The 19,797-nt window shown below is 42.6% G+C and carries 27 protein-coding genes; all 27 read left to right on the top strand.

What is annotated here, in order from left to right:
* The first annotated feature begins 188 nt into the window (after window positions 1-188).
* Window positions 189-716 (top strand): hypothetical protein, encoded by a 528-nt coding sequence (locus tag AMET_RS19890; protein ID WP_012065086.1) that lies wholly within the window; start codon window positions 189-191, stop codon window positions 714-716.
* Between the two features lie 64 nt (window positions 717-780).
* A complete protein-coding gene (locus AMET_RS19885; protein ID WP_012065085.1) occupies window positions 781-1,443 on the top strand; it encodes a Rha family transcriptional regulator in 663 nt (220 codons plus the stop codon).
* A 14-nt stretch (window positions 1,444-1,457) separates the two neighbouring features.
* On the top strand, window positions 1,458-1,679 hold the full coding sequence (locus tag AMET_RS19880; RefSeq protein ID WP_012065084.1) for a hypothetical protein: 222 nt from the start codon (window positions 1,458-1,460) through the stop codon (window positions 1,677-1,679).
* Window positions 1,663-2,097: a DUF7768 domain-containing protein gene (locus tag AMET_RS19875; RefSeq protein WP_330368621.1), complete on the top strand. Its 435-nt coding sequence runs from the start codon at window positions 1,663-1,665 to the stop codon at window positions 2,095-2,097. The genes AMET_RS19880 and AMET_RS19875 overlap by 17 nt, the downstream gene beginning before the upstream one ends.
* A 69-nt stretch (window positions 2,098-2,166) precedes the next feature.
* A complete protein-coding gene (locus tag AMET_RS19870) occupies window positions 2,167-4,515 on the top strand; it encodes a virulence-associated E family protein (protein WP_012065082.1) in 2,349 nt (782 codons plus the stop codon).
* A 150-nt stretch (window positions 4,516-4,665) separates the two neighbouring features.
* Window positions 4,666-4,950 carry a VRR-NUC domain-containing protein gene (locus tag AMET_RS19865; RefSeq protein WP_012065081.1) on the top strand — a complete coding sequence of 95 codons (285 nt, stop codon included), beginning with the start codon at window positions 4,666-4,668 and terminating at the stop codon, window positions 4,948-4,950.
* Window positions 4,928-5,437: an HNH endonuclease signature motif containing protein gene (locus AMET_RS19860; RefSeq protein WP_012065080.1), complete on the top strand. Its 510-nt coding sequence runs from the start codon at window positions 4,928-4,930 to the stop codon at window positions 5,435-5,437. Before AMET_RS19865 ends, AMET_RS19860 begins: the two co-directional genes overlap by 23 nt.
* A gap of 109 nt (window positions 5,438-5,546) precedes the next feature.
* On the top strand, window positions 5,547-6,791 hold the full coding sequence (locus AMET_RS19855) for a DEAD/DEAH box helicase (RefSeq protein WP_012065079.1): 1,245 nt from the start codon (window positions 5,547-5,549) through the stop codon (window positions 6,789-6,791).
* On the top strand, window positions 6,788-7,009 hold the full coding sequence (locus AMET_RS19850) for a hypothetical protein (protein ID WP_012065078.1): 222 nt from the start codon (window positions 6,788-6,790) through the stop codon (window positions 7,007-7,009). The genes AMET_RS19855 and AMET_RS19850 overlap by 4 nt, the downstream gene beginning before the upstream one ends.
* Entirely contained in the window at window positions 7,006-7,443 is a 438-nt protein-coding gene (locus AMET_RS19845; RefSeq protein WP_012065077.1) for a DUF1492 domain-containing protein, read from the top strand. Before AMET_RS19850 ends, AMET_RS19845 begins: the two co-directional genes overlap by 4 nt.
* Window positions 7,430-8,068, top strand: coding sequence for a DUF559 domain-containing protein (locus tag AMET_RS19840; RefSeq protein WP_012065076.1), 639 nt, complete (start codon window positions 7,430-7,432; stop codon window positions 8,066-8,068). Before AMET_RS19845 ends, AMET_RS19840 begins: the two co-directional genes overlap by 14 nt.
* A 131-nt stretch (window positions 8,069-8,199) precedes the next feature.
* Complete coding sequence (locus tag AMET_RS19835; protein WP_012065075.1) at window positions 8,200-8,574, top strand: HNH endonuclease; 375 nt, start codon at window positions 8,200-8,202, stop codon at window positions 8,572-8,574.
* Window positions 8,575-8,664: 90 nt separating this feature from the next.
* Window positions 8,665-9,216, top strand: coding sequence for a P27 family phage terminase small subunit (locus AMET_RS19830; RefSeq protein ID WP_012065074.1), 552 nt, complete (start codon window positions 8,665-8,667; stop codon window positions 9,214-9,216).
* A gap of 21 nt (window positions 9,217-9,237) precedes the next feature.
* Window positions 9,238-10,419 carry a methionine adenosyltransferase gene (gene metK / locus AMET_RS19825; protein ID WP_012065073.1) on the top strand — a complete coding sequence of 394 codons (1,182 nt, stop codon included), beginning with the start codon at window positions 9,238-9,240 and terminating at the stop codon, window positions 10,417-10,419.
* Window positions 10,416-11,651 (top strand): site-specific DNA-methyltransferase, encoded by a 1,236-nt coding sequence (locus tag AMET_RS19820; protein WP_012065072.1) that lies wholly within the window; start codon window positions 10,416-10,418, stop codon window positions 11,649-11,651. Before metK ends, AMET_RS19820 begins: the two co-directional genes overlap by 4 nt.
* Window positions 11,652-11,733: 82 nt before the next feature.
* On the top strand, window positions 11,734-12,408 hold the full coding sequence (locus AMET_RS19815; protein WP_012065071.1) for a hypothetical protein: 675 nt from the start codon (window positions 11,734-11,736) through the stop codon (window positions 12,406-12,408).
* On the top strand, window positions 12,392-12,634 hold the full coding sequence (locus AMET_RS19810) for a DUF4314 domain-containing protein (RefSeq protein WP_012065070.1): 243 nt from the start codon (window positions 12,392-12,394) through the stop codon (window positions 12,632-12,634). Before AMET_RS19815 ends, AMET_RS19810 begins: the two co-directional genes overlap by 17 nt.
* 2 nt (window positions 12,635-12,636) lie before the next feature.
* Complete coding sequence (locus AMET_RS19805; RefSeq protein ID WP_012065069.1) at window positions 12,637-12,948, top strand: hypothetical protein; 312 nt, start codon at window positions 12,637-12,639, stop codon at window positions 12,946-12,948.
* Between the two features lie 110 nt (window positions 12,949-13,058).
* Window positions 13,059-13,415, top strand: a complete 357-nt coding sequence (locus AMET_RS19800; RefSeq protein ID WP_012065068.1) for a DUF7698 family protein — start codon at window positions 13,059-13,061, stop codon at window positions 13,413-13,415.
* Window positions 13,416-13,429: 14 nt separating this feature from the next.
* Window positions 13,430-13,654, top strand: coding sequence for a DUF7678 domain-containing protein (locus tag AMET_RS19795; protein ID WP_012065067.1), 225 nt, complete (start codon window positions 13,430-13,432; stop codon window positions 13,652-13,654).
* A gap of 142 nt (window positions 13,655-13,796) precedes the next feature.
* The gene (locus AMET_RS19790) at window positions 13,797-15,362 is read left to right on the top strand and encodes a terminase large subunit (RefSeq protein WP_012065066.1); all 1,566 of its coding nucleotides are present in this window, start codon (window positions 13,797-13,799) and stop codon (window positions 15,360-15,362) included.
* Window positions 15,363-15,447: 85 nt separating this feature from the next.
* Window positions 15,448-15,846 (top strand): hypothetical protein, encoded by a 399-nt coding sequence (locus AMET_RS19785; protein ID WP_012065065.1) that lies wholly within the window; start codon window positions 15,448-15,450, stop codon window positions 15,844-15,846.
* Window positions 15,847-15,896: 50 nt separating this feature from the next.
* Complete coding sequence (locus AMET_RS24560) at window positions 15,897-16,307, top strand: hypothetical protein (RefSeq protein ID WP_012065064.1); 411 nt, start codon at window positions 15,897-15,899, stop codon at window positions 16,305-16,307.
* Between the two features lie 76 nt (window positions 16,308-16,383).
* A complete protein-coding gene (locus AMET_RS19775; protein WP_041721144.1) occupies window positions 16,384-17,637 on the top strand; it encodes a phage portal protein in 1,254 nt (417 codons plus the stop codon).
* Complete coding sequence (locus AMET_RS19770) at window positions 17,637-18,335, top strand: head maturation protease, ClpP-related (protein WP_012065062.1); 699 nt, start codon at window positions 17,637-17,639, stop codon at window positions 18,333-18,335. Before AMET_RS19775 ends, AMET_RS19770 begins: the two co-directional genes overlap by 1 nt.
* A 19-nt stretch (window positions 18,336-18,354) precedes the next feature.
* A complete protein-coding gene (locus AMET_RS19765) occupies window positions 18,355-19,563 on the top strand; it encodes a phage major capsid protein (RefSeq protein WP_012065061.1) in 1,209 nt (402 codons plus the stop codon).
* 12 nt (window positions 19,564-19,575) lie between these two features.
* Window positions 19,576-19,788 (top strand): hypothetical protein, encoded by a 213-nt coding sequence (locus tag AMET_RS19760; protein ID WP_012065060.1) that lies wholly within the window; start codon window positions 19,576-19,578, stop codon window positions 19,786-19,788.
* Window positions 19,789-19,797: the final 9 nt, after the last annotated feature.

Below are 19,797 nucleotides of genomic sequence, written 5' to 3'. Positions count from 1 at the left end.
AAGCTGGCCAGCAGAAGACGGCGGATACATAAATGATTCGAAGATAGCCTAGAACAGGCTATTAGGAAAATTTATGATCCACCGTTTTATTTCCTATACGTATTTTTAGGAAGTAACTCTGTTGGTCGTTGTTTTCCAAAGACTCATTAGTTCTCCGCCGTCTTGTTAGACCGGAATAGGAGAATCTAATGAGATTATCAATAAGATATGAAAACAAACTTCAAACCATCGAACTCAATGAAAAAGAAACTGAAGAAATGTGGATTAGTCTGTCCCTAGAAGGTGATGAGCTTCCTAAAAAAGATAAAGATCGCTTAATACAAGATACCTTCAATGAAGAGTTCAACAAGCCAGAATACAACAATTGGCACAAGTTTGACAGGCATAGGGGTTATTCAAAAGCAAGCCCTAATGATGAAGGTGAGGAATATGACACTTCAGAACCTCTAATGAAAGAAGTGGCTGATGCTAGAGTTTTCCAAAAAGATGAAATCAATCGTGCTTACCAATACGAGCACGAAGATGTTTGTAAATGGATACGCAAGGTGCTTGGTAAAAAAGAAGATTGGGCGGATATGTTTATCGCAGTTCGCATAGACGGTATGTCAATCCGCGAATATGCCAGCTCCATAGGTGCTGATGAAAACAACATTACCCAGAAGTTAAAACGAGCAACAAAAAAATTGGAACAAGAATATAAAAACCGTCAGATTTGACCTTCTCCCAAGGCTACCAGGTAGGAGGTCAAGACCCCCAAAAAAATTTAAGGAGGTAATTCTGATGAGAGAATTAATACCTAAAGACCAATATGGTGTGTTTGCCGACACCAAAGATACGGCAAGAGTGGATAGTTTGTTTGTAGCAGAGTTCTTCGAGAAGGAACATAAAAATGTTCTGCGTGACATTGCTAAAATCACTGACCCCAAATCTGGGTTAAGCACAGAATTTGCTCAGCTCAATTTTGAGCCAACCTCATACACGGATGGTTGGAACAGAAAACAAAAGGCTTATGCCATGACTCGTGATGGATTCACTATGTTGGTTATGGGATATACAGGGCAGAAAGCAATGAAGTTCAAAGAGTTATACATCAAACGATTTAATGAAATGGAGTGCTTCATAAAAACACTTGTTTCTGCAAGACAAGAGTTTCCATTATTAACCGCAAACATAAAGCTGCTGCATGAAAATCCTAAACCATATCACTTCAGTAATGAATGCGATATGTTAAATCGCATCGTTGTTGGAATGACTGCAAAGCAGTTCAGATTAGCAAACGGCATTGAAAAAGGAAAAAGCATCAGGCCTTACTTATCTGATGAGCAGATTACGATGCTAGACACATTACAAAAAGTAGATGTTGGTTTGTTAGTAGCTGTCCCAGATTATGGGCAGCGCAAGCGTTACTTGGAATGGTACAAAACCAAAATAGAGAAGAATTAAGGAGGGCTCTTACTATGTTTTATGTGAAAGAAAGATTGAATGATTCCATGGAGATATCCATTGAAATAACAGATGAGAATGTTTTTTGCCACTGCCCGATGTGTGGTGTTGAAGTAGTGGTGGATATTGCAGAAATCCTAGGTGATGGTGAAAGTGATTTATTTGGTACTGCAATATATTGTAGCGAATGTAGTAAAAAGATTAGAGCCGGAGGTAGCTATGATGAACATAAATAAATTCAATGCTGAAGGATACTATGACCCTACTCCCCATGAAGCACTAACCAATATTGTAAAAAAAGAAAAGGTAGCGTCAAAACCTGCCTTTCGTCCTTTGGTTTATATATGTGCCCCTTTTCACGGGGCTGTTAAGGAAAATGTTTTAAAAGCCACTCAGTTTGCAGAATTTGCTTTCAATCGTGGATGTATCCCACTGACCCCGCACCTTCTATTCCCTTTCATGGATGACAGTAATGAGAAAGAACGTGATCTCGCTATTTTCATGGATATCATCCTTATGGGCAAGTGCCAGGAAGTATGGGTACTCGGTGATGTTATCTCAAAAGGCATGAGTATTGAAATTGAAAAAGCAAAGAAACGCAGGCAACCGGTCAGGTATTTCAATAAGGATTTTGAGGAGGTAGAGGCTTTATGAAAAAAACAAAAGTAATTAAGGCAAGATTTGAACATGGACAAAGACCTCGTTTGAAAGGAGGTTATTAAGTTGAGAAAACTAGCCATTGCCTATGGGAATAGCCGACAGGCAAAGAAGTGGGTCAACAAAGAAATCACATTTGATGAGCTAAAAGATAGATTGAAGACTCCAATTAGGACGACAGAATCAGCTGAAGAATATGCCAAGCTTAGCAAAGCACAAAAGGATAATGCAAAAGACCATGGTGGTTTTGTTGCAGGTGTATTAAAAGGCGGTCGCAGGAAAATTGATACTGTGGAGCTACGTTCTATGATTGCCTTAGATGGTGACCGAATTAATAGTGAATTTCTTGAAAACTGTGAGTTGAATGCTGCATATACCTCTGTTCTTTATTCAACCCATAGTAGCACAGAAGAAAATCCACGGGTGCGTCTTATTTTTCCCCTAACAAGAGATGTAACCTCGGAGGAATTTGTAGCAGTTTCAAGATATTTAGCACAGATGCTTGGCATGGATTATTTCGATGAATGCTCCTATTTGCCAAACCAGCTGATGTACTGGCCAAGTACGCCATCCAACGGAAAATTTATCTATAAGGAAGTAGACAAAACTTGGCTTAATCCAGATGATATTTTAACTGCTCATCCCGAATGGACTGATCCTACAAGACTTCCCACTTCATCTAGGGAGAGCAAGGCAAATACAGTTTCGCATGAGAAGGTACAGGACCCTCTTGAAAAGGAGGGTGTTGTTGGGCTTTTCAATAGAGTCTACTTCCCTGTTACAAAAGCAATCGATGCATTTTTGTCAGATGTCTACGAGCCAACAGAAAATGCAGATCGTTACCATTTTATAGAATCAAGCAGTATGGCGGGTGTTGAAATCAAAGAAGGTGGCAAGTTCGTGTACAGCCATCATGCCAAGGACCCGGCATACCTAAAATTATGCAATGCCTTTGACATCGTTCGTATCCATAAATTTGGTGATGAGGATGATAAGAAGTCCTTTAAGAATATGTGTGATTTTGCCATGAAAATTGATGAGGTAAAAGTCTTTGCTACCAATGAAAAACTTGCAGAAGCTGAAGTGGATTTTACTGATAGTGGAGATGATTGGAAATCAAGACTGAGGTATCAGCCTAGATCAAGTTTACTTGAAAACAGCGTATACAACTTAAACCTTATTCTTAATAATGACCCCGATTTCAAGAACTTTGCATATAACGAGCTATCGAACCGTATCCAGGTCACAGGGCCTCTTCCGTGGGAAAGACCGGAAGGTAACGTGTTTTGGAGAGACGCCGACACAGCCCAGCTTAAGTCCATTATGGATATTCGCTACCTTCCGTTCTCAAGCAGAAACCACGATGTTGCTTTTACCAAGGTTGCTGATGATCGGAGATTTCACCCTATAAGGGATTATCTTGATTCCCTTCCTGCGTGGGATGGAGTAAAACGTGTGGAAGATGTTTTCATCAAATATCTTCAGGCTGATGACACTGAGTATATACGCACAGTGACTAGAAAGACCTTTGCAGCGGCAGTTGCGCGGATATATGTTCCAGGAATTAAGTTTGACTGCGTTCCAGTGCTTGATGGCGATCAGGGTATTGGTAAAAGCACAATTGTGAAAGACCTGGTAACAGCAGAGTACTATTCTGAAACTTTATCTCTAACCGATATGGACGACAAGTCGGGTGCTGAAAAGCTGCAGGGTTTCTGGGTGGTTGAAATTGGTGAGCTTGCTGGAATGAAAAAAGCGGATATTGAAAAGGTGAAAGCATTCCTCTCAACCTCAGACGATAAATATAGACCATCCTACGGAAGAGTGGTGGAAAGCCATCCCAGACAGTGCATCGTTATTGCAACAGTAAATGGAGAGCGCGGATATTTGCGTGACATCACAGGAAACCGCCGCTTCTGGATCATCAAAGTGCATCAGAAAAAACAGAAGAAGACCTGGAACTTCTCTGAAGAATACAGGCAGCAGTTCTGGGCTGAAGCAAAAGAAATATGGAACTCAGGCGAAAAGCTATATCTGGAGGGTGATATTTTAGAAGAAGCTGAAAAGGCCCAAAAGGGTGCCATGGAGGCTGATGAGCGTGTTGGTATGGTGGAGGAGTACCTGAATACCTTACTACCAGATGATTGGGATAGTATGGACTTGTTTGCCCGTAGAAACTACCTAAGTGGAACCGAATTTGGCAGGCCAGTGCATACAGGAACTATTACAAGAACCTCAGTAAGCAATGCAGAAATATGGTGTGAATGCTTCAATCGTAATCTCCCAGAGTTAAAGACCACTGATAGTTATCAAATCGCTGCTCTTATGGCGCAGATTCCCGGATGGGAACGAACCAGCAATATTAAGCGTTTGCCGATCTATGGCAGGCAGCGACTTTATCAATATGGCGAATAGGTGACACAACACAACACAAGTTTTTCCCTTATATTAGAAATGCTTTTTCTTATAAGTAGATAGTGAATACTTGTGCACGTATACGCGCGTTAGTAAATATAGGGAAACGCTTGTGATTTTGTGTTCTTGTGACAGATGGGAGGTAAACAAGTGACTGAAAAATATATAGAGCAAAAGCTTGTAAAAGCAGTTAAAGAGAGGGGAGGCATCGCACCAAAATTTGTAAGTCCGGGGTTAGATGGTGTGCCAGATCGTATTGTACTTTTACCTATGGGAAGAATGGCCTTTGTTGAATTAAAGGCTCCAGGCAATAAGATGCGTCCACTGCAAGTAAAGAGAAAAACACAACTGGAAGCGTTAGGATTTTTGGTTTACTGCATTGATGGTGTAGAGCAGATTGGAGGGGTGCTTGATGAAATTAAAAATAGAATGTAATTGGTGTGGTAAAGAAATTTATAAATACCCATCACAAATAAAAAAGCATAATTTTTGTTCTCGCAAGTGTTTATCCGATTTTAGCAATAAAATTATAAACCCTACTGGATATCATGAACTCAAAGACTATACAAATATGTCAGAGCATTTCTCAGAGTTAAATCGCAAGTTGAACCCGACAAAGATGACAAAAGAGATGAGAGCAAAAATAAGAAAAGCTAGGCTAGGTACAGGTGAAGGAAAAACATATACAAAATATTATGGGAGACATGCTCATAGGGTGGTGGCAGAACAAAAACTTGGTAGAAAATTAAAAAAGAATGAGGTTGTACATCACATTGACGGCAATCGAAGAAATAATGATCCTGATAACTTGATGGTTTTCTCTTCAAGTTCAGATCATATGAGATATCACGCTCAGATTAGAAAGTTCTTTGATAAGGGAGAAATACCTTTGAAAGTGATAGAGGAGGTGATGCCCTTATGATGTTCAAAGCGTATGACTATCAAAAATTTTGTATCGACTATATCGATAAGAATGAGATATCAGCACTGTTTTTGGACATGGGTTAGGTCTCGGTAAAACCGTTATAACCTTGTCGTCTATTTACAGTCTATGCCTTGATAGATTTGAAATCAGAAAAGTACTGATTATAGCCCCTTTAAGAGTGGCAAGGGATACTTGGCCTTCTGAAATTAAAAAGTGGGATCATCTAAAAGGCTTATCCTATTCTGTAGCTGTTGGAACTGAAAAAGAGAGAAAAGATGCCCTTAGGAAAAGAGCCACACTTTATATCATCAATCGTGAAAATATAGATTGGCTTGTAAACAAAAGTGGCATCCCCTTTGACTTTGATATGGTGGTTATTGATGAGTTATCATCTTTTAAATCATACAGTGCTAAGCGTTTTAAAAGCCTTCTAAAAGTAAGACCTAAAGTAAAAAGAATTGTTGGGTTGACGGGTACACCTTCAAGTAATGGGCTTATGGATCTCTGGGCCGAGTTTCGTATTCTGGATTTGGGACAGAGGCTTGGTAGGTACATAACTCACTACCGTAATACCTACTTCATACCGGATAAACGCAATGGTCAGATCATCTTTTCATATAAACTCCTGCCAGGAGCAGAAGAAAAGATCTATAGTCAGATATCCGATATCACCATTTCTATGAAGTCCATTGATTATCTAAAAATGCCTGAATGCGTAATAAACACAGTGCCTGTGTATTTAAATGAAAAAGAGCGGGCCATTTATTCTGGATTTAGAGATGATATGGTAGCAAGTTTAGGAGCAGAAGAAATCGATGCAGTAAATGCTGCAGTACTTTCAGGAAAACTCCTTCAGATGGCAAACGGTGCTGTCTATGACGAGAAGAACAAGGCGCATTTTATTCACGATAGAAAACTTGATGCCCTTGAAGATTTAATTGAAGGGGCTAACGGAAAACCAGTCCTTATAGCTTATTGGTTTAAGCATGATCTTGATCGGATTCAGAAGAGATTTCCAGCAAGGCAGCTAAAGTCATCAAGAGATATTGAAGAGTGGAATGAAGGAGAAATTCCTGTAGCAGTGATCCACCCTGCAAGTGCTGGACATGGACTTAACCTTCAAAGTGGTGGTTCCACACTTGTTTGGTTTGGACTCACCTGGTCATTGGAACTCTATCAGCAAACCAATGCTCGCCTCTACAGACAAGGGCAAAAGGATACTGTTGTCATTCACCACATCATTACCAAGGACACCATAGATGAAGATGTGATGACAGCACTTACAAAAAAAGAAAAAACACAAGCATCTTTAATCGATGCTGTAAAAGCTAAGCTGGAGGTGAAGCAATGAGCGATCCATATGAAGACTTAGCCAATGCCATAGTTTTACTAGCAGTCAAGGAATACAGGGATGCGCTGAAGAAGCTGATGAAGTATCCTCGCCATGAATCTGCAAAACATACAAAAGCTGAAGTAGAGAGGTTTTTACGCTCTGATTGGTATAGAGAACTTACAGCGGTAGAACCGGAGATACTTCTCCGAAAACTGAAAGAGGAGGTCAAACAATGAATGCTAAAGAATATCTTAGTAAAGCCTATCGATTGGATCAAAGAATAAACAGTAAGCTTGAGCAAGTGGCATCCCTGGAGAATATGGCTATGAACTGCACTTCGGCCATAAATGGAATGCCTAATAACCCCAGCAAATCAGTATCTCATATGGCAGATGCTGTCTGTAAGATTATAGATATTAAAAACAATTTGAACGATGATCTTGCCAAACTTCTGAAGTGTAAGATTAACATTATTGAGATCATCCAAGGTGTGAACAACATTGAATACAGGCTGATTCTAGAGAAACGCTACCTATCATATCAGCCTTGGGAAGATATTGCTTACGACCTTGATTATTCTGTAAGCTGGGTGCTGAAGCTTCATCGTAAAGCGCTTAGAGCTGTAGATGCTGTATTAGCTGGGAGGGAGAATAAGAATGGGATGGCATGAAGCAATAGAAGACGGAATAACCATTGGTAAGGATGGTAGAGATTCCAATTGTTATTATCCACTTTGCCATATCTGCGATACACCTGTTTATAGTTGGACATACACTCGTGGTACTAAATATACCTGCAAGGACTGCAGGGCTGAACTGGTTCGGCAGGCGCGAGAAGAAGGGGAAGTGATCAGTACGGATAAGAAACAGATGAAGCTGCAAAACGCCATAAAAAGGATCTCAAAAATCACCGGCATTGAACACTACAAGGATGCCATCCGTCTTGTAGAAGAGAGCCTGAACAAGACTGGGTGGTATCAGAGTACTGAAGAAATAATGGTGGCACTTGAACTTATCCGTCGTAACGTTAAAGCGTTCCACCAGGTGAAAATCTTCGACTACTCTGTTGACTTCATTTTGCCTGAGATGAAAGTTGCCCTTGAGATTGATGGCAAGATTTATCATGGGAAAGACAGACAGAACTATGAGCGTATCCGAGATGAGGTCATCATCAACAAACTCGGTGATGGTTGGGAGATGATTAGAATCACAACTGATAACATCAATAAGAATGTGACCAAGCTAATCCCTGGAATCAATGCAGTACTTAAAAGCAGAAAACTTCTAAGAGGATAGTAAAGTCCACATAAGTCCACTTGAGTGCAGTTGTTTTTTTTAGTACGCTATAATTGAGAGATAATAATGTAAACAAGCCTTCTTGGGAACACCCCATGAGGGCTTTTCTTATGCCCAAAGGAGGTGAACCCATGCCATACAAACCCAAGCGTCCTTGTGCTTACCCAGGCTGCGGTCGGCTTTCAGACAGCGGAGAGTACTGCGCTGAGCACAAGAAGGTGGTAACAAAACGCTACAACCAGTACCAACGTGACCCAGCTTCCAACAAACGCTACGGCAGGTCCTGGAAGCGGATCAGGGACCGCTACATCAAAGCCCATCCTCTTTGTGAGGAGTGTGATAGGAACGGAAGGATTAAAGCTGCTGAAGAAGTGCACCACATCCTCCCTCTCTCCAAAGGCGGTGGCAATGAAACCAGTAACCTGATGGCCCTTTGTAAGTCCTGTCACTCAAAGATTACCGCTGAGAGTGGCGACCGGTGGGGAAGGTCATATCTGTACGACTAAAAATTCCGGACAGCGGCCTGGGGTGTCGTGTTAAAAAACGCAGATTCAAACGGGGGTATAGCCCCCCACTTTGTAAAGGAGGTGTGATCATTGGCAAAAGACGGTACGAACAGAGGTGGCGCTCGTGTTGGTGCAGGGGCAAAAAAGAAACCTCTGGCTGACAAAATAGCCGAAGGAAATCTTGGTGGCAGGAAACTGACGGTGATGGAGTTTTCAGATACTGCAGATCTTGAGGGACAAGAAATGCCTGAACCAAATAAGATGCTTGAAGCCATTCAAAAAGATGGGAAAGCTCTGGTGGCTGGTGAAATCTACAAAGCCACATGGCAGTGGCTGGATAAGCGTGGCTGCGCTGCTCTGGTTTCTCCACAGCTCCTTGAAAGGTATGCCATGAGTGTTGCTCGTTGGATTCAGTGTGAAGAAGCCATTACTGAATATGGTTTTCTTGCAAAACACCCCACTACAGGAAATGCCATTCAAAGTCCTTATGTATCCATGGGTCAGAACTACATGAACCAAACCAATCGTCTGTGGTTTGAAATATTCCAGATCGTAAAAGAAAACTGTACTGGCGATTACAAAGGATCAAATCCTCAGGATGATGTGATGGAGAGACTGCTTTCTGCTCGAAGGGGCAAATAAAAACAGATGGGAGATAATGATATGAGTAAAAACTACAGAACCGCAGAAAGTGTCTGCAAGGGACATCCTGATAAGCTTTCTGATTTAATCGCTGACAGCATTCTGGATGCTTGCCTTCGAAAAGACAAAGCTTCACGTGTGGCCTGTGAGGTCATGGCTACTAAAGGTAAAATCATCGTGGCGGGCGAGATCACCTGCAGCGAAAAAATCAACATCCGACTTATCGTCAAAAATGTACTTCGTGAGGTGGGATACAATCCTTGGAAATTTACAGTATTTGTGTTTGTACATCATCAAAGTGTAGATATCGCTGCTGGTGTAGATACAGCACTTGAAGCAAGAAATGGAATTATTGATCCATACGGTTCCATCGGTGCTGGTGATCAAGGCACTGTATATGGATATGCTACCAACGAAACCCGTGAACTACTCCCTCTACCACTACTTCTCTCTCATAGAATCGTAAAGCGCATTGATGAATGTCGCAAAGGAAGCATCATCAAGGGTATCCTCCCCGATGGCAAAGCACAGGTTACTGTTGAGTATCATGGGGATAAACCTGTCCGCGTTAAAACTGTGGTAGTTTCTGTGCAGCACCACGAGGACAAAACCCAAAAGCAATTAGAAGCAGATATCTTAAACAACGTTCTCTGGCAGTGCTTTGAGGACTTCCCACTGGATGATGAAACGGAAATTCTCATCAATCCATCAGGCAGGTTTGTTGAAGGTGGTCCTGCTGCTGATACAGGGCTGACTGGCAGAAAGATCATGGTGGATACCTATGGTGGTCTGGCTTCCCATGGTGGCGGAGCTCTCTGTGGAAAGGACCCAACAAAGGTTGACCGAAGTGGTGCTTATATGGCCAGGTACATTGCTAAAAATATTGTTTGGAGCGGACTTGCTGATAAATGCGAGGTCGCTATTTCTTATGCCATTGGAAAAGCAAATCCAGTTTCAGTTAATGTCACATCCTTTGGTACAGCTAAAATCAGTGACGAAGATTTAAGTGAACTGGTAAAAGAGATTTTTAACTTACGTCCAGCTGCTATCAATGAAAAGCTGCGCCTTCGAAATGCAATCTACTCTGATACAGCAACCTACGGTCATTTTAACTCATTACTCTTCCCGTGGGAGAACGTGGATTTCAATCTAAACTTAAGAAAGGCGGCGGAGAAGTTTCTCCAAGAGGGTGATTCAATATGAATATACAAAAAATAAAGCTGTCAGATCTGAATCCTGCAGTCTACAATCCTAGAAAAGAATTAAAGCCTGGAGATCCAGAGTTTGAAAAGCTAAAAGCCTCTATTGAGAATTTTGGATATGTGGAGCTTATCGTCGTTAATGCAAATAATGATAACACTGTGATTTCAGGCCATCAGAGGCTTAGTGTGCTTCAGCATCTAGGTCAAAAGGAAGCAGAATGCGTTGTGGTAGATCTAAACACTGAACAGGAAAAAGCATTAAACGTTGCAATGAACAAAGTTTCTGGCGACTGGGATAAGGATAAGCTAGCCCTACTTATTGCTGATCTGCAGGGTGCTGACTTTGATGTCTCCCTTACAGGCTTTGATCCTTCTGAACTGGATGACTTGTTTAAAGATTCCTTGAAAGAAGGCATTCACGATGATGATTTTGATGTGGATGCAGAGCTGGAAAAACCCGCCATGACAAAACTTGGTGACGTCTGGAAGCTTGGTCCCCATAGACTGGTCTGTGGTGATTCCACCAAGGCAGAAACCTTCACACTTCTCATGGATGGAAAGCTGGCAAACCTTGTGGTGACGGATCCCCCTTACAATGTAAACTATGAAGGCTCTGCCGGTAAAATCAAAAACGACAATTTGGGTGATTCTGTATTCTATGAATTTCTCCTGGCTGCCTTTACCAATACAGAAGCTGCCATGACCCAGGATTCTTCCATCTATGTTTTTCACGCAGATACGGAAGGGCTGAACTTTAGAAAGGCATTTGCTGAAGCTGGCTTCTACCTCTCCGGCACCTGTATCTGGAAAAAGCAATCGTTGGTCCTTGGTAGGTCTCCCTACCAATGGCAGCATGAACCGGTGCTCTTTGGATGGAAGAAAAAAGGCAAGCACAACTGGTACGCTGATCGGAAGCAAACAACCATCTGGGAATTTGAAAAACCTAAGAAGAATGGCTCTCATCCAACAATGAAGCCGGTGGCTCTTGTGGCTCATCCAATCCTTAATTCAAGTCTCAGTAACTGCATCGTCCTTGATCCCTTTGGCGGCTCTGGCAGCACCCTCATTGCCTGTGACCAGACCCAGCGGATTTGTCATACCATTGAGCTTGATGAGAAGTTTTGTGACGTTATAGTTGAAAGATTTATTTCTGGAGCACAGTCCTCAGATGACGTTTATCTCCTGCGTGGCGGCAAAGAATACCGCTACAGCGACCTCCCTGAAAATAAATAACACAACTATCGAAAGATAGACTTGCTATTAACATCACTTAGAGTGATATATGTAGTAAGCAAAAAACAAGGAGGTCAATACCATGAAAATCAATTACAACGTAACTGGTAACGAACGTAAAAAGCTGGTGAAGCTCATCAGTGAAATCACAGAGGTTCCTTCAAAATACCTGGGAGTTCCATCTTGTGCTTACCAGGTCGGACCCTACCACATCGGAAAAGACGGAAAGCTAACCTTTGACAACGAATTGGATCAGGACAATATCAAGACGCTGATGAAAAAGCTTTTAGATGCAGGGTTTGAACCTGAGATGGATGAACCGGTTCCGGCTGAAGATGAAACTGGACTCATCATCCAGATTCCAAAAGACTCCCTTTCCAATGAAGACTTGGAGAAGCTATCCAAACTGCTAGAAGCCAAAGGCAACCTCATTAAGAAAGCACTGAATGTGGATGCACTTCCCATTGAAGCCGACGAAGAGCGCATTAGCTTCCCCTGGTTTTCAAAGCTACCAGATCCGGATGAGATAAAAGCCTACTCCCAGTTCATTACAAAGCTTTGTGAGATGGCGAAAACCCAAAAGAGAATCACCGTAAAAGAGAAAGAAGTCGACAATGAGAAATACGCATTTAGGTGCTTCCTTCTCCGCCTTGGATTTATTGGAGAAGGATTCAAAACCCACAGAAAGATTCTCCTTCAAAACCTATCAGGCAGCAGTGCTTTCAAAGGAGGTACTCCAAATGAAACCGATCAGTAAAGAAAGACTGGCCCACCTACGCAAGCAGTACCCCGCTGGCGCTAGAGTTCAGCTCCTTTGGATGGATGATATGCAAGCACCGCCAACGGGCACAAAAGGCACCGTGTGGGGCGTGGATGACACAGGCTCCATCATGGTTCAGTGGGACAACGGCAGCAGCTTGAATGTGGTTTACGGCATTGATTCCTGCAAGGTAATCGATGAAAAATCCAGGGAGGAGGCATAGCAATGAAGGCATTATTTGGTCGAAAGTTCTACAACCTTAAGGAACTAAAAGAAGCAACCGAAGAGGCAAAAGAAGATGGCGTCATTGGTTCTGATTACACTGTGATTCGAGAAGTTGAACTCAGTGATTCAGAGTTCAAGAAGTTCACCAGTGATTTTCTAGAGGATCAGCCCTGGATCAAGAAGTCAGATGGCGGGACCAACGAAAAAGGTGAACTTCGATGCATTAGGGTCATTAACAAAGACACCGGTGAAAAGATACTCACCAATCCTGAAGGCTACGACTATCCACGCTACTGTGGGATTGAAGATTAGCCTCTAGGCCAGAAACCTGCTCTATTACTACAGAAATGACTTGCTATTATTCTCGTTTAGAGTGATATATGTAATACCAAAACAAAACACACTAAATGGAGGATGAGAACATGAAAGAAATCAAAGCATTTGAAGAAGCCAAAGCAACCGGCGCAAACTTTAAGGACTCTGGAATCAACAGCACCATGTACTGGGCCTACGAAAGAAGCAAGGAAGCGGGAAACGACACCATCGACTTTTCCGAGGTCATTTGGGATTACGACATCGAACTCATTGTTAAAGCCTGCAAAGCCTACGGAATTGACCACATTACCATTTCAAGCACCTTCTCAGGACTGATCGCAACCCTTGCCGAATTTGAAAAGCACGGTTGCAGGATGGACGGACTTACCAAGGTTAAGACAAGCTATACCGACTGGCAGACCGGCGAAAATCAAATTCTACCAGCAATCTTGGTTAGGATTTAAGGAGGACTTAGACCATGTGGAGAAAAGGTAAAATCGAAGTCGAGAACAGAACCATACATTACTGGATCAAAAGCTTTGACTCAGGCTCCCCTTACGGCATTGATGAAGGTAGGATTTCAAAACTGATGCTAAAGCGAGATGGCCAGATCATTGCAAACTTTGATAGAGGCTGGGACATTGAACCCATCGACGCCAATGCACAAGCTGCGCTTGAAGCTTTGATGAAGAAATACAATTAACAACAAGATAGAAACGCATAGCGGAATAGGGCTGCATAGCTCTTTTCCTCGTTACAGAAGACCTTATGGTCTATTTTTTATGTCTTTTTAAAGGAGGTGTCCGCATATCCGAAAACTAAAGAAGTATAAACCAACCTCTTACATGGCGAAAGATTCCCATTACAGCAAGGAGATGGCGGACTATGCAGTTGGTTTTATTGAATGCCTCTCCCATACCAAAGGAACCTGGGCGGGAAAGCCTTTTGAACTAATAGATTGGCAAGAACAAATCATCCGGGATTTATTTGGAACCATAAAACCAAATGGCTATCGTCAATTTAATACTGCTTATGTAGAGATACCAAAGAAGATGGGAAAAAGTGAGCTTGCGGCGGCTGTTGCCCTGCTCTTAACCTGTGGTGATAACGAAGAGCGTGCTGAGGTTTATGGCTGCGCTGCAGATCGCAACCAAGCCTCCATCGTTTTTAATGTGGCAGCTGATATGGTACGTATGTGCCCTGCCTTATCCAAGCGGGTAAAGATTCTGGACTCACAGAAAAGACTGATCTACCAACCCACCGGAAGCATCTATCAAGTGCTCTCTGCGGATGTTGGAAACAAGCACGGCTTTAACACCCATGGCGTTGTCTTTGATGAACTTCATACTCAACCTAACCGAAAACTCTATGATGTTATGACAAAAGGTAGTGGTGATGCCAGGATGCAGCCTTTGTACTTTCTAATCACCACTGCTGGAGATAATCAAAATAGTATCTGCTGGGAGGTTCATCAAAAAGCACTGGATATCATGGCAGGAAGAAAGAACGATCCTACCTTCTACCCCGTCATTTATGGTGCCGCTCTTGAAGATGATTGGTCCGACCCAAAGGTATGGAAGAAAGCAAACCCTTCCCTTGGCATCACGGTCAGCATGGATAAAGTAAAGATGGCCTATGAGTCTGCAAGACAAAACCCTGCTGAAGAAAATAGTTTCAGGCAACTACGACTCAATCAATGGGTGAAGCAGGCCATTCGCTGGATGCCTATGGATAAATGGGATGCCTGTGCTTTTCCGGTTAATCCAGAAAGCCTCAAAGGTCGCGTCTGTTATGGCGGGCTGGACCTCTCCTCTTCCACTGATATTACAGCCTTTGTACTTGTCTTCCCTCCACAGGATGAAGATGACAAGTATGTGGTTCTTCCATACTTCTGGATACCGGAAGACAGCATTGACCTTAGGGTTAGGCGGGATCATGTGAATTATGATGTGTGGGAAAAACAAGGATTCCTTCTAACTACCGAAGGTAACGTAGTCCATTACGGTTTCATCGAGACTTTCATTGAGGATCTTGGAATGAAATATAACATCCGCGAGATTGCCTTTGACCGCTGGGGAGCAGTTCAGATGACACAGAACTTAGAGAATTTAGGTTTCACCGTTGTACCTTTTGGGCAGGGCTTCAAGGATATGTCTCCACCAACAAAGGAACTGATGAAGCTGACATTGGAACAGAAAATTGCTCACGGAGGACATCCTGTTCTTCGCTGGATGATGGACAACATCTTTATACGAACCGACCCTGCAGGAAACATAAAGGCAGACAAGGAAAAGAGTACAGAAAAAATAGATGGTGCTGTAGCAACCATCATGGCACTCGATAGGGCGATAAGGTGTGGCGGAGGACCTGGAACATCAGTTTATGATGAGAGGGGATTATTGATATTTTGATCTGTAGCCACTCTATGATTCTTCAGAATCATAAGCCAGCTGCATTTTTCCATGATATACTAAAGGAAAAGTGGAGGTGTCTTATATGGATAAAGAACCTAGGAGCATTGAGAAAATCGATGATGACATAAAATCTGCAGGCCAATCTTTTTTAGGATTGTATATGGTTGATTTGCTGACAAGAATTAAAGAACTAGATGATAAAGTGTTAAAGAACAAGTTGATTGATGAGTACCATTCGCACCAACATGGGTACTATGATAAAGATACTGTTGGCACAAGGACTAGGGTGAATGCAGCAATTCGAATTATTAAGGCAGAAAAAGTCCTATATGTTTTGGAACAAATAGACGGGTCCGACCCAAGGGTATTACTAGAATCGGTTTCCAAAGCAAAAGAAACGGTAGCAAGAATTAAGACAGGAGAATTAAAAATGCCTAATCTCAATCGAAAACAATTAACTTTAAGAGAACATATCCAGTAAGTTAGTTGCAACATGATATAATATACTCAAATGTTCAGGGGAGTGACATCGTGGATAAGAAGCTGACAGACGAAGAGATATTAAAAAAAATATACAACAGACACTCTGCTTTTTTTAGTGATTACCTAGATGATTCGAAACCTGCAAATAACGAAATTTATGTTTCAATTGATATTGAAGAATTGGCAAAAGAACTATCGGTGGATAGTCAATTGATTTTTAGAAGATTATACTATCACATTGACAAAATATTGGACTACACTCATACTGATGGATCAAGGGTGCATTTGTATACACCAATAGCGGGAGAGAATAAAAATGTGATTCATTTGCCACTACTGGGTGCAATTGTTGAAACGGCAGATGAAATACGCCGAAGAAAAACATATTCAGTAGTTTTTTCAGCAGCGAAAGTAATCATTTTATTAGCTGGTCTCAGTGTTATCATATACTTTTTATAACATTTTTTGGCTGAACTTAAGCGTCTATCACATGGTAGGTGCTTTTTTCATGCCCATTTAAAGGAGAGTGATGTCCATGGGAATACTGCAAGGGATATTTAAAGCGCGTGATAAACCTAAAAATACTCTTTCAGGAAGTTATTACAGCTTCTTTTTTGGAAGTACTAGTGCTGGTAAGCCGGTCAATGAGCAAACCGCTATGCAAATGACTGCAGTATACAGCTGCGTAAGAATCTTATCAGAGACGTTGGCTGGCCTACCACTTCATGTCTACAAACACAACGATTCAGGGGGCAAGGAGAAAAACCTTAAACACCCACTTTACAAGTTGCTCCATGATGAACCAAATCCTGAGATGACTTCCTTTGCGTTTAGAGAAACGCTGATGAGTCATCTTCTATTGTGGGGAAATGCTTATGCTCAGATTATTCGAAATGCAAGAGGCGAAGTAATCTCCCTCTACCCACTGATGCCAAACAAAATGACGGTCGATCGCGATTCAAGTGGTCGGCTTTTCTATTTGTATCAGCGTGGCAGCGAGGATGCTCCTACTCTCGGTAGAGACAATCAGGTCTATCTTTCACCATCAGATGTCCTTCATATCCCAGGACTTGGCTTTGACGGACTGGTAGGCTATTCACCCATAGCCATGGCGAAAAATGCTGTGGGCCTTGCTATTGCTACAGAAGAATATGGAGCTAAGTTTTTTGCGAATGGTGCATCACCTGGTGGTGTCCTAGAACATCCCGGTACTATCAAGGATCCTCAGAAGATTAAAGAATCCTGGAACGCAGCCTATCAAGGAAGTGGAAATGCTCACCGGGTGGCTGTTCTTGAAGAAGGTATGAAGTATCAGCCTATTGGTATTTCACCTGAACAGGCACAGTTCCTTGAAACCAGAAAATTTCAGATCAATGAGATCGCTCGTATCTTCAGAGTTCCACCTCATATGCTTGCTGACCTTGAGAAATCATCCTTTAGTAACATCGAGCAGCAATCACTTGAGTTTGTAAAATACACTCTCGATCCTTGGGTGGTCCGCTGGGAACAGTCCATGTGCAGAGCACTACTCATGGAAAGTGAGAAACCTAATGTGTTTATCAAGTTTAACGTGGATGGCCTACTGCGTGGTGATTATGTAAGTCGAATGAGTGGATATGCCACTGCAAGGCAGAACGGTTGGATGAGCACCAATGATATCAGGGAGCTTGAGAATCTGGATAGAATTCCAGAATCCTTAGGTGGCGACCTCTACCTCATCAATGGTGCCATGACTAAATTACAGGACGCAGGCGCGTTCGCAAATATCAAAGAAACGGAGGAACCTTAATGAAGAAGTTTTGGAACTGGGCACGAGATGAAGACACTGGCGTCCGAACACTCTACCTAGACGGCGTTATTGCCGAAGACTCATGGTTTGACGATGATGTCACCCCTAAGGCATTTAAAGCAGAGCTTACTGCCGGTGAGGGTGACATTGTTATTTGGCTCAATTCTCCAGGAGGTGATTGCATTGCTGCTAGTCAGATTTACGCCATGCTGATGGATTACAAAGGCACTGTTACCGTAAAGATTGACGGTATTGCAGCCTCAGCCGCCTCAGTCATCGCCATGGCGGGGACAACGGTGCTTATGGCACCAACAGCCCTAATGATGGTCCATAACCCCCTTACAGTGGCCATTGGAGACAGTGAGGAAATGAAAAAGGCCATCGCTATGCTTTCTGAAGTGAAAGAGAGCATCATCAATGCCTATGAAATCAAGACAGGTCAGTCAAGGACAAAGCTCTCCCATCTTATGGATGCGGAGACCTGGCTCAATGGGAAAAAAGCCATCGAGCTTGGCTTTGCTGATGGCATCTTGGAGGATGAAAAGAAAAGAAATCAGACTGAGGACTTTACCTATGCCTTTAGCCGCAGAGCTGTAACTAACTCCCTGCTTGATAAGGTAAAACCCAAACTAGCAAAAGAGAATATTGGCACCCCAATTGAGTCGCTAGAAAAGCGGCTTTCTTTGATTCAACACTAAATTTTAGGAGGAAAACACTATGAATAAAATTCTTGAACTGCGTGAAAAAAGAGCAAAGTCCTGGGAAGCTGCTAAAGCCTTCCTGGATACCAAAAGAGGTACAGATGGAATTGTATCTGCTGAAGACACTGCAACCTATGAAAAAATGGAAGCGGATGTGGTTGCCCTCGGTAAAGAGATTGATCGTCTTGAAAAGCAAGAAGCACTGGACCGCGAGCTTTCAAAGCCACTTAACACACCACTTACCGGAAAACCTATCTTCCAGGGTATGGAATCCAAAGGCGGCAGAGCTTCTGCAGAATACCAGAAAGCCTTCTGGAATGCCATGAGAACCCGTTCTGGTGAGGGACTCGATCCGGTGATTAAGAACGCACTGCAGATTGGTACTGACACTGAAGGTGGCTATCTAGTACCGGATGAGTTCGAACGTACACTTATTGAAGCCCTGGATGAAGAGAATATCTTCAGAAAGCTGGCCAACGTCATCTCCACTTCTTCAGGAGATCGTAAGATTCCGGTAGTAGCTTCCAAGGGCACTGCTTCTTGGATCGATGAAGAAGGTGCAATTCCTGAAAGCGATGATAGCTTTGGACAGGTTTCCATTGGCGCTTACAAGCTGGGTACCATGATTAAGGTATCGGAAGAGCTTCTAAATGACAGCGTCTTTAATCTTGAGAACTATATCGCAAGAGAGTTTGCAAGACGTATCGGTAACAAGGAAGAAGATGCCTTCTTCACAGGAGATGGTTCTGGAAAGCCTACAGGTATCCTTGCTGCCACTGGTGGAGCCCAAATTGGTGTAACCGCTGCAAGTGCCACTGCCATTTCGATTGATGAGATTTTGGACCTCTTCTACTCTCTTAAGTCTCCTTACAGAAACAAGTCCGTGTTCGTTATGAACGATGCTACCATTAAGGCCATTAGAAAGCTAAAAGATGGTCAGGGTCAGTATATCTGGCAGCCTTCACTTCAGGCTGGAACGCCAGATACCATTCTGAACAGACCTGTTTACACTTCATCTTACGTTCCTACCATTGCTGCATCTGCAAAGTCCATCATCTTCGGTGACTTTGGTTACTACTGGGTAGCGGATCGTCAAGGCAGAGTCTTTAAGAGACTTAATGAGCTCTATGCGGCTACTGGCCAGGTGGGCTTTGTTGCTACTCAGCGTGTGGATGGAAAGCTAATTCTACCTGAAGCCATCAAAGTGCTTCAGCAGAAAGCGTAATGGAGGTGTCCTATGAGCTATAACACAAAGAACTATACCGAACAGGGCGGTGAAAAAACCGTTATTGGTGGAACTCTTGAAATCAAGGAAGGGGCGGTCGTTACTGGCCTCCCTGTTCTTGATAATCAAGCTGCAAGTACTGCTGCCACAGTTGAGGATTTGGTTACGGATTTTAATGCCCTCCTCACCAAACTTAAGACTGCAGGGCTTATGATTTCAGACTAATGAAAGGAT

Origin of the sequence: Alkaliphilus metalliredigens QYMF (assembly GCF_000016985.1) — a bacterium.
In the GTDB taxonomy this organism is placed as follows: domain Bacteria; phylum Bacillota; class Clostridia; order Peptostreptococcales; family Natronincolaceae; genus Alkaliphilus_A; species Alkaliphilus_A metalliredigens.
The sequence above is the reverse complement of the archived record's forward strand: the minus strand, read 5'-3'. Positions and strand labels throughout refer to the sequence as shown.